At 60.1% G+C, this 12,515-nt stretch carries 14 protein-coding genes and 1 pseudogene; 14 read left to right on the forward strand and 1 reads right to left on the reverse strand.

The genetic code is table 11. The annotated features are described in order from the left end of the window. From paaA to paaY, 13 genes are all read left to right on the forward strand, one after another. Nucleotides 1-608, forward strand: a 608-nt coding sequence (paaA, locus tag ACW14G_RS12400) for a 1,2-phenylacetyl-CoA epoxidase subunit PaaA (RefSeq protein ID WP_455648607.1), incomplete at its 5' end; no start/stop codon positions are given. A gap of 10 nt (nucleotides 609-618) precedes the next feature. After that, a complete protein-coding gene (paaB, locus tag ACW14G_RS12405) occupies nucleotides 619-906 on the forward strand; it encodes a 1,2-phenylacetyl-CoA epoxidase subunit PaaB (protein ID WP_003030843.1) in 288 nt (95 codons plus the stop codon). A gap of 7 nt (nucleotides 907-913) precedes the next feature. Then, entirely contained in the window at nucleotides 914-1,669 is a 756-nt protein-coding gene (paaC, locus tag ACW14G_RS12410; RefSeq protein WP_249021831.1) for a 1,2-phenylacetyl-CoA epoxidase subunit PaaC, read from the forward strand. Nucleotides 1,670-1,681: 12 nt separating this feature from the next. Beyond that, nucleotides 1,682-2,182: a 1,2-phenylacetyl-CoA epoxidase subunit PaaD gene (paaD, locus tag ACW14G_RS12415; RefSeq protein WP_167575867.1), complete on the forward strand. Its 501-nt coding sequence runs from the start codon at nucleotides 1,682-1,684 to the stop codon at nucleotides 2,180-2,182. A 7-nt stretch (nucleotides 2,183-2,189) separates the two neighbouring features. Then, on the forward strand, nucleotides 2,190-3,260 hold the full coding sequence (gene paaE / locus ACW14G_RS12420; RefSeq protein WP_249021830.1) for a 1,2-phenylacetyl-CoA epoxidase subunit PaaE: 1,071 nt from the start codon (nucleotides 2,190-2,192) through the stop codon (nucleotides 3,258-3,260). Then, entirely contained in the window at nucleotides 3,257-4,024 is a 768-nt protein-coding gene (paaF, locus tag ACW14G_RS12425; protein WP_249021829.1) for a 2,3-dehydroadipyl-CoA hydratase PaaF, read from the forward strand. The genes paaE and paaF overlap by 4 nt, the downstream gene beginning before the upstream one ends. 2 nt (nucleotides 4,025-4,026) lie before the next feature. After that, nucleotides 4,027-4,815 (forward strand): 2-(1,2-epoxy-1,2-dihydrophenyl)acetyl-CoA isomerase PaaG, encoded by a 789-nt coding sequence (paaG, locus tag ACW14G_RS12430; protein ID WP_455648608.1) that lies wholly within the window; start codon nucleotides 4,027-4,029, stop codon nucleotides 4,813-4,815. Nucleotides 4,816-4,818: 3 nt separating this feature from the next. Further along, nucleotides 4,819-6,237: a 3-hydroxyacyl-CoA dehydrogenase gene (locus tag ACW14G_RS12435; protein ID WP_249021828.1), complete on the forward strand. Its 1,419-nt coding sequence runs from the start codon at nucleotides 4,819-4,821 to the stop codon at nucleotides 6,235-6,237. Next, nucleotides 6,230-6,652, forward strand: a complete 423-nt coding sequence (paaI, locus tag ACW14G_RS12440; RefSeq protein WP_163445528.1) for a hydroxyphenylacetyl-CoA thioesterase PaaI — start codon at nucleotides 6,230-6,232, stop codon at nucleotides 6,650-6,652. The genes ACW14G_RS12435 and paaI overlap by 8 nt, the downstream gene beginning before the upstream one ends. After that, nucleotides 6,652-7,857, forward strand: a complete 1,206-nt coding sequence (pcaF, locus tag ACW14G_RS12445; RefSeq protein ID WP_167575863.1) for a 3-oxoadipyl-CoA thiolase — start codon at nucleotides 6,652-6,654, stop codon at nucleotides 7,855-7,857. Before paaI ends, pcaF begins: the two co-directional genes overlap by 1 nt. Before the next feature lie 28 nt (nucleotides 7,858-7,885). Beyond that, nucleotides 7,886-9,202 (forward strand): phenylacetate--CoA ligase PaaK, encoded by a 1,317-nt coding sequence (gene paaK / locus ACW14G_RS12450; protein WP_163445532.1) that lies wholly within the window; start codon nucleotides 7,886-7,888, stop codon nucleotides 9,200-9,202. Nucleotides 9,203-9,359: 157 nt separating this feature from the next. Further along, entirely contained in the window at nucleotides 9,360-10,286 is a 927-nt protein-coding gene (gene paaX / locus ACW14G_RS12455; protein ID WP_163445534.1) for a phenylacetic acid degradation operon negative regulatory protein PaaX, read from the forward strand. An 11-nt stretch (nucleotides 10,287-10,297) separates the two neighbouring features. Then, nucleotides 10,298-10,894, forward strand: a complete 597-nt coding sequence (gene paaY, locus ACW14G_RS12460) for a phenylacetic acid degradation protein PaaY (protein WP_163445536.1) — start codon at nucleotides 10,298-10,300, stop codon at nucleotides 10,892-10,894. Between the two features lie 62 nt (nucleotides 10,895-10,956). Here paaY and ACW14G_RS12465 read toward each other — a convergent pair. Continuing rightward, nucleotides 10,957-11,847: pseudogene (locus ACW14G_RS12465) on the reverse strand (LysR family transcriptional regulator). A gap of 102 nt (nucleotides 11,848-11,949) precedes the next feature. Here ACW14G_RS12465 and ACW14G_RS12470 point away from each other — a divergent pair. Beyond that, nucleotides 11,950-12,507, forward strand: coding sequence for a P-loop NTPase family protein (locus ACW14G_RS12470; RefSeq protein ID WP_163445540.1), 558 nt, complete (start codon nucleotides 11,950-11,952; stop codon nucleotides 12,505-12,507). Nucleotides 12,508-12,515: the final 8 nt, after the last annotated feature.

Genomic DNA, 12,515 nt, shown 5'->3' on the forward strand with positions numbered 1-12,515 from the left:
TTAACTACCCGACGCTGACCTGGGCGGATATCGGCGTGATCGGCTGGCTGGTCGACGGCGCGGCGATTGTCAACCAGGTGGCACTGTGCCGTACCTCTTACGGCCCGTATGCCCGGGCGATGGTCAAAATCTGCAAAGAAGAGAGCTTCCATCAGCGTCAGGGCTTTGAAGCTTGCATGGCGCTGGCGGCGGGGAGTGAAGAACAGCGGCAGATGTTGCAGGACGCGATCAACCGCTTCTGGTGGCCGGCATTAATGATGTTCGGGCCGAGCGATGACAACTCGCCGAACAGCGCACGCAGCATGGCGTGGAAGATCAAACTGCATTCCAACGACGAACTGCGTCAGCGCTTCGTCGACAACACTGTCCCGCAGGTCGAGATCCTTGGCATGAAGGTGCCGGATGCCGATCTGACGTTTGACGAAGCTACCGGTCACTACCGTTACGGCGAAATCGACTGGCAGGAACTCAACGAAGTCATCAACGGGCGTGGCATCTGTAACCACGAACGTCTGGGCGCCAAGCGCAAAGCCTGGGAAGAGGGGGCATGGGTGCGCGAAGCCGCGCTGGCGCATGCCGAAAAACAACGCGCTCGCGATGCCGCCTGAGGAGAAAAAGATGAGCAAAACATACTGGCCGTTATACGAAGTGTTTGTCCGCAGCAAACAGGGTCTGTCGCACCGTCACGTGGGCAGCCTGCACGCCGCCGACGATCAAATGGCGCTGGAAAATGCCCGCGATGCGTACACCCGCCGCAGCGAAGGCTGCTCCATCTGGGTGGTGAAGGCGAGCGAAATCGTCGCCTCACAGCCGGAAGACCGCGGTGAGTTCTTCGACCCCGCCGAGAGCAAGGTCTACCGTCACCCGACGTTCTATACCGTGCCGGACGGCATGGAACATATGTGAGGCAACGATGAACACGCAAAACCCCGTTGCAACCTATGCGCTGCGTCTTGGCGATAACGGCCTGGTGCTGGCCCAGCGCTTAGGCGCCTGGTGCGGCCACGCGCCGGAGCTGGAGATTGACCTCGCGCTGGCCAATATCGGCCTTGACCTGCTGGGTCAGGCGCGCAACTTCCTGAGCTACGCCGCTGAACTGAACGGCAGTGGTGATGAAGACACGCTGGCCTTTGGCCGCGATGAGCGTCAGTTCAGCAACCTGCTGTTGGTGGAGCAGCCGAACGGTAATTTCGCCGACACCATTGCCCGTCAGTTTTTTATCGATGCCTGGCATGTGGCGCTGTTCAGCCGTCTGGTGAATAGCCGCGACGCACAGATTGCCGCCATCGCCGCCAAAGGGCTGAAAGAGGTGCGTTATCACCTGCGCTTTAGCCGCGGCTGGCTGGAGCGTCTGGGCAACGGCACCGACTATTCCGCGCAACTGATGCAGCAGGCAATCAACAACCTGTGGCGCTTCACCGGTGAACTGTTTATGGCCGATGAGCTGGATATCAGCCTGAGCAAGCAGGGCATCGCTGTTGACCCGCGCGAATTGCAGGCCGAATGGCAGGCGACGGTGCACACCGCGCTGCTTGATGCGGGTCTGCAAATCCCTGAAGAAGCGGCGTTCCGTCGCGGCGGTAAGCAGGGGCTGCACAGTGAACATCTCGGCCCGATGCTGGCAGAGATGCAGTATTTACAGCGGTCGTATCCCGGCCAGCAGTGGTAGCAGGAGGTGGCTATGCAACGTCTCGCCGCAATCGCGCCCCCGGAAGTGCGTACCGTCTGGGGATTATTAAGCGCCATTCCAGACCCGGAAGTGCCGGTGCTGACCATTACCGACCTCGGCATGGTGCGCCGCGTGGAGCGTCACGGCGACGGCTGGGTGATTGGCTTTACGCCGACCTATTCAGGTTGCCCGGCCACCGAACATCTGTTGGGGGAAATTCGCGCGGTGATGGCGGAGCACGGTTATACGCCGGTGCATATCGTGCTGCAGCTCGACCCGCCGTGGACCACCGACTGGATGAGCCCGGATGCCCGCGAACGTCTGCGTCAGTACGGTATCAGCCCGCCGCAGGCCCACGCCTGCCACGCCGACGCGCTGCCGAAGGATGTGGTTTGCCCGCGCTGCGGCAGCACCCACACCTCGCTGATTAGCGAATTCGGTTCCACGGCCTGCAAAGCGCTGTATCGCTGCGATAGCTGCCGTGAACCCTTTGATTACTTTAAATGTATTTGAGGCTGCGATGACAACATTTCATTCGCTTACCGTGGCAAAGGTTGAACCGGAAACCCGTGATTCGGTCACCATCACTTTTGCCATTCCCGACGCGCTGCGTAGCGTTTACGCCTTCCGTCCGGGCCAGCATCTGACGCTGAAAACCCGCCTCGGCGGAGAAGAGTTACGCCGCTGCTACTCCATCTGCCGCAGCCGCTCGCCGTCTGAAATCAGCGTGGCGGTCAAAGCCATCGACGGCGGCCGCTTCTCCCGCTATGCCCAGAGCGATATTCAGCAGGGCATGGCGCTTGAGGTGATGGTGCCGCAGGGGCACTTTGGCTACCAGCCGCAGGCCGAGCGCCAAGCGGAATATCTGGCGATTGCCGCCGGTTCCGGCATTACGCCGATGATGGCGATTATCGAAGCCACACTGGCGACCGAACCGGCGAGCCAGTTTACCCTGATCTACGGCAACCGCAGCAGCCACAGCATGATGTTCCGCCAGACGCTGGCTGACCTGAAAGACCGCTATCCGCAGCGTTTGCAGGTGGTGCACCTGTTCAGCCAGGAGTCGATGGACAGCGATCTGCTGCAAGGGCGTATTGACGGTGAAAAACTGCATGCGCTCGGCAAAACGCTGATCGATTTCAGCCGCTTTGACGACGCCTTTATCTGCGGCCCGTCGGCGATGATGGACGAAGCCGAAGTGGCGCTGCGCGAACTGGGCGTGCCGGAGAAATCGATTCACCTTGAGCGCTTCAACACCCCCGGCAGCAGCGTGAAACGCGCCACCGGCGTACAGGCGGAGGGCCGCACGGTCACTATCCGCCAGGACGGCCGTGATCGCCTGATTTCGCTGAACGCCGAAGATGACAGCATTCTCGACGCCGCGCTGCGTCAGGGCGCTGACCTGCCATTTGCCTGTAAAGGCGGCGTCTGCGCCACCTGCAAATGCAAGGTGGTGAGCGGTAAAGTGGCGATGGCCGCCAACTACAGCCTCGAAGCCGATGAAGTGGCGGCGGGCTATGTTCTTAGCTGCCAGGCGCTGCCCACCAGCGGCGACGTGGTAGTCGACTTTGACGCGCGGGGGATGGCATGAGCGAACTGCTGATTACCCGTCACGACCGCGTGCTGCAACTGACCCTGAACCGCCCGCAGGCGCGTAACGCCCTGAACAATGCGCTGCTGACGCAGATTGCCGAAACGCTGGAAAGCGCGGCGGCAGATTCAGGTATCAGCGTCTGCGTGATTAGCGGCAACCCGCGTTATTTCGCCGCCGGTGCCGATCTCAACGAAATGGCGGAAAAAGACCTGCCCGCCACCTTCGACGATATTCGCCCGCGTCTGTGGGCGCGTATTGATGCCTTCAACAAACCGCTGATTGCGGTGGTGAACGGCTACGCGCTGGGCGCGGGCTGCGAGCTGGCGCTGCTGTGCGATCTGGTCATTGCCGGCGATAACGCCCGCTTTGGTCTGCCGGAAATTACCCTCGGCACCATGCCGGGCGCTGGCGGTACGCAGCGCCTTATTCGCAGCGTCGGCAAAGCGCTGGCCAGCCGCATGGTACTGAGCGGCGAAAGCATTGATGCCGAACGCGCCCAGCAGGCCGGGCTGGTGAGCGACATTCACCCAGCGAACCTCTCCGATGAATACGCGCTGAAGCTGGCGGCGACCATCGCTCGCCACTCACCGCTGGCGCTGCGGGCGGCAAAGCAGTCGCTGCGTCTGGCGCACGAGGTGGGCTTACAGGCCGGTCTGGTGCAGGAACGTCAGCTGTTTACGCTGCTCAGCGGCACCGAAGATCGTCGTGAAGGCGTCAGCGCCTTTTTAGAAAAACGCACACCGGAATTTAAAGGACGCTAATCGTGGACGCATTCATTCTCAGCGAAGTGGAACAAGGCGTGATGACCATCACCCTGAACCGCCCGGACCGACTCAATAGCTTTAACGATGTGATGCACCAGCAGCTTGCCGACTGCCTGAAACAGGCCGAACGCGACGACACCATTCGCTGCCTGCTGATCACCGGCGCCGGACGCGGCTTTTGCGCCGGGCAGGATCTGAACGACCGTAACGTTGACCCCAGCGGCCCCGCGCCGGATCTGGGCATGTCGGTGGAACGCTTTTACAACCCACTGGTGCGCCGTTTAGCCGCGCTGCCAAAACCGGTTATCTGCGCGGTGAACGGCGTCGCCGCCGGTGCTGGCGCCACGCTGGCGATGGGCTGCGACATCGTGATTGCCGCGCGTTCAGCAAAGTTTGTCATGGCCTTCAGCAAGCTTGGCCTGGTGCCGGACTGCGGTGGCAGCTGGGTACTGCCGCGCGTTGCCGGTCGTGCTCGTGCCGTTGGCCTGCTGATGCTCGGCGACAACCTCAGCGCCGAACAGGCCGCGCAGTGGGGGATGATCTGGCAGGTGGTTGACGACGCCGAGTTGAAAGATACCGCGCTGACCATGGCGCGCCATTTCGCGACCCAACCGACCTATGGTCTGGGGCTGATTAAGAAAGCGCTACAGCTTTCCGAAACTAACTCGCTGGATCAGCAGCTTGAGCTTGAGCGCGACTACCAGCGTTTGGCCGGTCGCAGCGACGATTATCGTGAAGGCGTCAGCGCCTTCCTCGCCAAACGTTCACCACAGTTCAGCGGGAAATAAGCCATGAGCCAGACTCTTCACACCGTCGCGGTGATTGGCGGCGGCACCATGGGGGCCGGGATTGTCGAAGTGGCAGCGAGCGCCGGGCACGCGGTGCGGCTGTATGACATTTCCGCCGAGGCGATTACGCGCGCTATCGACGGCATTGCCGAGCGCCTGAACGCCCGCGTTAGCCGCGGCAAAATTAGCACTGAACAGGCGCAGGCGCTGCTGGCGCGTATTACGCCAGCAACCGAATTAACGCAGCTTGCCGAGGCGCAGCTGGTGATTGAAGCCGCTTCCGAGCGTCTGGAGATTAAAAAGGCGCTGTTCAGCGAGCTGGCGGAGATTTGCCCGCCGTCAACGCTGCTGACCAGCAACACCTCGTCCATCTCCATTACCGCCATTGCGGCGGGTATCAAACACCCGGAACGCGTGGCCGGGCTGCACTTCTTTAATCCGGCGCCGGTGATGAAACTGGTGGAAGTGGTGAGCGGGCTTGCCACCTCTACCGAAGTGGTCGAGCAGCTTTGCCAGTGCGTGACCGCCTGGGGCAAACAGCCGGTACGCTGCCGCTCCACGCCGGGCTTTATCGTTAACCGCGTGGCGCGTCCGTACTACGCCGAAGCCTGGCGCGCGCTGGAAGAGCAGGTGGCATCAGCGGAAGTGATTGACGCGGCGCTGCGTGACGGCGGCGGTTTTCCGATGGGGCCGCTGGCGCTGACTGACCTTATCGGCCAGGACGTGAACTTCGCCGTGACCAGTTCGGTGTTTAACGCCTTCTGGCAGGACCGCCGTTTTCTGCCGTCGCTGCTGCAGCAGGAGCTGGCACTGGCGGGGCGTCTGGGTAAAAAAAACGGCCATGGCGTCTACCGTTGGCCTCTGGAAAACCAGCCTGAACTGGCGCTGGCTGCCGTATCTGCCGAACGCGCCGCGAAGAGGGTTGAAAGTGACGTTGTCACAGAATTAGACGATGTGCTGCTGCTGGAAACCACCGGTGAAACCGCGCTGTCCTTAAGCGTGCAGTACCAGCGTCCGGTGGTGGTGTATGACCATGCCGCGGGCGATACCGTTGTGCTGGCCGGCGCGCCAACCAACCCGGATTCAGCCACCGACAAAGCGGTGTACTACTTCCAGCAGCAGGGCAAAAAAGTGCTGCGTATTGCCGACTACCCAGGACTTCTGGTGTGGCGTACGGTGGCGATGCTGGCGAACGAAGCGCTGGATGCGGTGCAAAAAGGCGTGGCCAGCGCCGAGGATATCGATACCGCGATGCGTCTTGGGGTGAACTATCCACGTGGCCCGCTGGCCTGGGGGCAATCGCTCGGCTGGGGGCGCGTGCTGCGTCTGCTGGAAAACCTACAACAGCACTACGGCGAAGAACGTTATCGCCCCAGTGCGCTGCTGCGCCAGAAAGCGCTGATGGAGATGCGTGATGAGTAACGAAGCCTGGCGCAACGCCCGCGCCATGTATGAGAAAGACACCTGCGCGCAGGCGCTGGGGATCGAAATTATCGAGATGGACGACGGCTACGCGCAGATGACGATGACCGTATCGTCCTCGCAGTTGAACGGGCATCAAACCTGCCACGGTGGGCAGCTTTTCACGCTGGCGGATACCGCCTTTGCCTACGCCTGCAACAGCCAGGGGCTGGCGGCGGTGGCATCGGCTGCCAGCATCGATTTTCTGCGTCCGGCCTTTGCGGGCGAGAAATTAACCGCCACCGCCCGGGTGAAACAGCAGGGCAAACTGACCGGTGTCTATGACATTGAAATCGTCAACCCGCAGCAAAAAACCGTGGCGCTGTTTCGCGGCAAATCGCACCGCATCGGCGGCACGATAACAGGAGAAGTCTGATGCGTGATGCATTTATTTGTGACGGCATTCGTACGCCGATTGGCCGCTACGGTGGCGCGCTGGCCGGGGTTCGTGCCGACGATCTGGCGGCCATTCCGTTGCGTGAATTGTTGAGCCGAAACCCGAAGTTAGACCCAACCTGTATCGACGATGTCATTTTTGGCTGCGCCAACCAGGCCGGGGAAGATAACCGTAACGTCGCCCATATGGCGACGCTGCTGGCGGGCTATCCGTACGGGGTTTCCGGCACCACCATCAACCGCCTGTGCGGCTCCGGCCTTGATGCGATTGGCTTCGCCGCGCGGGCGATTAAAGCGGGCGATGCGGATCTGATGATTGCCGGCGGCGTGGAGTCGATGTCCCGTGCGCCGTTCGTGATGGGCAAGGCGACCACGCCTTACCAGCGTCAGGCCGAGATGTTTGATACCACCATCGGCTGGCGTTTTGTGAACCCGCTCATGCAGCAACAATTTGGTACTGACAGCATGCCGGAAACGGCAGAGAATGTAGCGGAATTGTTAAAAATAAGCCGTGCCGACCAGGATGCCTTTGCTTACCGCAGCCAGCAGCGTACCGCTAAAGCGCAGCATGACGGCATTCTGGCGCAGGAAATCGTGCCGGTGCAGATTATCGGTAAGAAGGGCGCGGTCAGCGCGGTGCGTGAAGATGAACATCCGCGTGCCGATACCACCCTTGAGCAATTGGCCGCGCTGAAAACTCCGTTCCGCAAGGGCGGCGTGGTGACGGCGGGCAACGCCTCCGGCGTGAACGACGGTGCCGCGGCGCTGATTATCGCCAGCTCGCAGCAGGCCGCCGCGCAGAGCCTGACGCCGCGCGCGCGTATTGTCGCCATGGCGACGGCGGGCGTCGAACCGAAATTCATGGGGCTTGGACCGGTTCCGGCGGTGCGTAAAGTGCTGGAGCGCGCCGGGCTGAATATTCACGATATGGACGTGATTGAGCTGAACGAAGCCTTTGCCGCCCAGGCGCTGGGCGTGCTCAGACAGCTTGGGCTGCCGGACGACGCGGCGCATGTGAATCCCAACGGTGGCGCCATCGCCTTAGGCCACCCGTTAGGTATGAGCGGCGCGCGGTTGGCGCTGGCAGCGACGCTGGAGCTGGAACGACGCAATGGACGCTATGCGCTGTGTACGATGTGTATTGGCGTGGGTCAGGGCATTGCCATGATCCTCGAGAGAGTGTGAGCTAATTGACCTGCGAGTACCCTACAAAATGACAACTACAACAACATTAGATCCGATTGAAACTGCATCGCGTGACGAGTTACAGGCCCTGCAAACCCAGCGTCTGAAGTGGACGCTGAAACACGCTTACGAAAATGTGCCGATGTACCGCCGTAAGTTCGATGCGGCGGGCGTCCATCCTGACGATTTTCATGAGCTGAGCGATCTCAATAAGTTTCCCTGCACCACCAAGCAGGATCTGCGCGACAACTATCCGTTCGATACCTTTGCGGTGCCGATGGAGCAAGTGGTGCGTATCCATGCGTCGTCCGGCACCACCGGCAAGCCAACCGTGGTTGGCTATACGCAGAACGATATTGATACCTGGGCGAATATCGTCGCCCGTTCGCTGCGCGCCGCAGGCGGCACGGCGAAGGATAAAATTCACGTCGCCTACGGCTATGGCCTGTTTACCGGCGGCCTGGGGGCGCACTACGGCGCTGAACGCTTAGGGGCCACGGTGATCCCGATGTCCGGCGGCCAGACCGAGAAACAGGCGCAGCTGATCCGTGATTTCAAACCCGACATGATCATGGTGACGCCATCTTATTGTCTGAACCTGATTGAAGAACTGGAGCGCCAGATGGGCGGCGACGCGCGCGGCTGTTCGCTGCGTACCGGTGTCTTTGGCGCGGAACCCTGGACCACCGGTATGAAGGCGGAGATTGAACGTCGCCTCGGTATTACCGCTCTGGATATCTACGGCCTGTCTGAAGTGATGGGGCCGGGCGTGGCGATGGAATGTATTGAAACCGGCGATGGCCCCACCATCTGGGAAGACCATTTTTTCCCGGAAGTGGTCAACCCGGACGATGGTACGCCGCTGGCCGATGGCGAGCACGGCGAACTGCTGTTCACCACGCTCACCAAAGAGGCACTGCCGGTGATCCGCTACCGTACTCGCGACCTGACGCGTCTGCTGCCAGGCACTGCCCGCACTATGCGCCGTATGGATCGCATCAGTGGGCGCAGCGACGACATGCTGATTATTCGCGGCGTGAACGTCTTCCCGTCGCAGCTGGAAGAAGAGATCCTCAAAATTGAACATCTGGCGCCGCACTACCAGCTGGAAGTCGATCGCCGTGGGCATCTTGATTCACTTTCGGTACGCGTGGAACTCAAAGAGAGTAGCCTGGTGCTGAGCCATGAGCAGCGCTGCCAGATTTGCCACCACCTGCGTCATCGCATTAAGTCGATGGTCGGTATTTCCACCGACGTCAGCATCGTTAACTGCGGCAGTATTCCACGCTCAGAAGGCAAGGCCTGCCGCGTGTTTGACCTGCGTAAGGCCGCTGCCAACGGCTGAGAATGGTAGGCCTGATAAGCGCAGCGCCATCAGGCAATTCGGCGCAGCTTGCCGGATGGCGGCGTTGCCTTATCCGGCCTACAAACTCCTGGCGTTTCGCGGCTTTATTCCTGTGCTATGATTCAAAAAGGACAAAAACAACAACACTATGAATCATATGGAAAAACTCGATAGCTTTATTCAGCAGGCGGTGACAGCAATGCCGATCAGCGGCACCTCGCTGATTGCCTCGCTCTATGGTGACTGTTTATCCCAGCGTGGCGGCGAAGTCTGGCTTGGCAGCGTGGCCGCGCTGCTTGAAGGGTTAGGCTTTGGCGAACGCTTCGTGCGTACCGCGCTGTTTCGCCTCAACAAAGAAGAGTGGCTGGACGTGGTGCGCATTGGCCGCCGTAGCTTCTATCGTCTGAGCGACAAAGGCCTGCGCCTGACGCGTCGTGCCGAGAGCAAAATTTACCGCGCCAACGCGCCGGAATGGGACGGTACCTGGCTGCTGCTGCTCTCTGAAGGGCTGGAAAAAAACACCCTGGCCGAAGTCAAAAAACAGCTGATCTGGCAGGGGTTTGGCGTGCTTGCGCCGAGCCTTTTAGCCTCGCCGTCGCAAAAGCTGGCGGATGTCCAGTCGCTTTTGCACGAAGCCGGCGTGGCGGAGAACGTGATCTTCTTCGAAGCACATTCGCCGCTGGCGCTCTCGCGCGCCGCGCTGCGTGAGCGGGTCGAGGAGTGCTGGCATTTGACCGAGCAGAACGCCATGTACGAAGCGTTTATCACACTGTTCCGCCCACTGTTGCCGCTGCTGCGGGATGCGGGGCCGGATGAACTCACGCCGGAACGCTGTTTTCAGATCCGTCTACTGCTGATCCACTTCTATCGCCGTGTGGTGCTGAAGGATCCGCTGCTGCCAGAAGAGCTGTTGCCTGCCCACTGGCTGGGCCAAACCGCGCGCCAGCTCTGTATCAACATCTATCAACGCGTGGCCCCAGGGGCACAGGCTTTCGTCAGTGAAAAAGGCGAAAGCTCGGTAGGCGAACTCCCTGCGCCGGGGCCGCTCTATTACCAGCGTTTTGGGGGATTGCCCGAAGCGTAACAGGAGAAGCGATGCCGATTTACCAGATAGACGGGATGATCCCGGTTGTTCCGACGGAAAGCTACGTTCACCCCACCGCCGTGCTGATTGGCGATGTGATCCTCGGTAAAGGAGTTTACGTCGGGCCGAACGCCAGCCTGCGCGGCGATTTTGGCCGTATCGTGGTGAAAGATGGGGCCAACATTCAGGATAACTGCGTGATGCACGGTTTTCCCGGTCAGGACACCGTCGTGGAAGAAGACGGGCATATCGGCCACGGGGCGATCCTGCACGGCTGCGTGATTGGCCGTAATGCGCTGGTTGGCATGAGCGCGGTGATTATCGACGGCGCGACCATTGGTGAAAACAGTATTGTTGGCGCATGCGCATTCGTGAAGGCGCGTGCCGAAATGCCTGCCAATCATTTGATTATCGGCAGCCCGGCAAAGGCGATTCGTACCTTAACCGAGCAGGAGCTTGAGTGGAAAAAGCAGGGCACTCGCGAATATCAGGTGCTGGTCGACCGTTGCCAGAAGACGCTGGTTGCCGTTGAACCGTTAACCGAAGAAGAACCGGACAGAAAGCGGCTGGTGTTCGACGAGAACTTGCAGCCTAAATCCGCAGTTTAGCTCTGACCTCTTACGGAAATGTAGGCTGGATGGCGGCTTTGCCTTATCAGGCCTACGCGTTTTTATGAGTAGCGTAACGCATCCACTAACAGCGCAAACGCGGCGGTATGCTGGCGGCGGCTGGGATAGTAAAGCGAGTAACCCGCGAACGGCGCGCACCAGTCGGCGAGCACATGCTGCAAACGTCCGGCGGCTACGCCATCGACGATGGTGTCTTCCGGCACGTAGGCCAGGCCCAAACCGGCTTCGGCGGCCTCGATGCGTTGGGGCAGGGAGTTAAGGGTCAATTGTCCCTCAACCCGAACCCGCTGCGGCTCGCCGTTTCGTTCGAACTCCCATGCATATAACCCGCCGCGCGTTGGCAAACGCATGTTGATGCAGCGATGATGCTGAAGGTCGTGGGGTGTTTGCGGGATACCGTGGTGGGCAAAATATCCGGGAGAACCGACAACCGCCATGCGCATGTCGGGGCCAATACGCACCGCAATCATATCGCGCGCCACCTGTTCAACGAGGCGGACTCCCGCGTCAAACCGTTCACCGACAATATCGGTAAGACCGTTATCCACAATCACTTCAATATTGATGTCCGGGTATTGCTGCATAAACGTCTTGAGTCGTGGTCAGAGCACGGTATTCATTGAGTGCTCAGCAGCCGTCAGGCGAATATTGCCCGCCGGTCGTTCGCGAGAATCGCGTAGGGCGGTAATTTCCTGTTCAATTTCTTGCAGATGTGGGCTGAGACTTTGATAAAGTCGTTCTCCGGCTTCCGTCGGGGCGACGCTGCGGGTGGTGCGCGTCAGCAGGCGAACGTCGAGACGGCTTTCCAGATTTCGCATCGCATGGCTCAACGCCGACTGTGAAACCCCAAGCTGTGCGGCCGCGCGGGTAAAACTGCGCTCGCGCGCGACGACCATAAAAGAGATCAGATCGTTGATGTTATCTTTTAACATAAGGTGCGACCATTAATGAATCTGGCTCATCGTTGCAGAATGATTTTTTCAGTGTAATAGCCGATGATTTATATGCAACAGGTGATATCAGGTGAGATGACAATGAAAATCAATGTGGTAGGCACCAGCGGCGTGGGTAAATCGACGCTGGCAAAGCGTCTGGCGGCGCTATTTTCCGTGCCCTATATCGAAATGGATACGCTTTACTGGCGTTCGGGTTGGCAGGGGGTCAGCGATGAGACGCTCTTCGCCGGGCTGGCGCAGGCCATCGCGGGCCCTGACTGGGTGCTGGACGGCAACTATAATCGCAGTCGCCCGGTAAAATGGCGCGACGTGGATCTGGTGGTGTGGGTTGATTACAGTTTCTGGCGCACCTTTCGGCAGGCCGTCACGCGTGCGACAGTGCGCGCATGGCGTCAGCAAGAGCTGTGGCCGGGTACCGGCAACCGTGAGAGTTTTCGTCGCTCATTTTTTAGCCGCGATTCGATCATTCTGTGGACGCTAAAAACCTGGCGTCTCAACCGCCAGCGCTACCTGCAAGACATGGCCGATCCAGCTTGGGCGCACATCCGCTTTGTACGCCTGCGCAATCAGCGGGAAACCGAGGCGTTTATCGCGCAATTAAGCGCTGAATTCACTCCTTGCTCGCGCACGAAATGACGGATGAA

The sequence above is a fragment of the Kluyvera sp. genome (genome assembly GCF_965301105.1).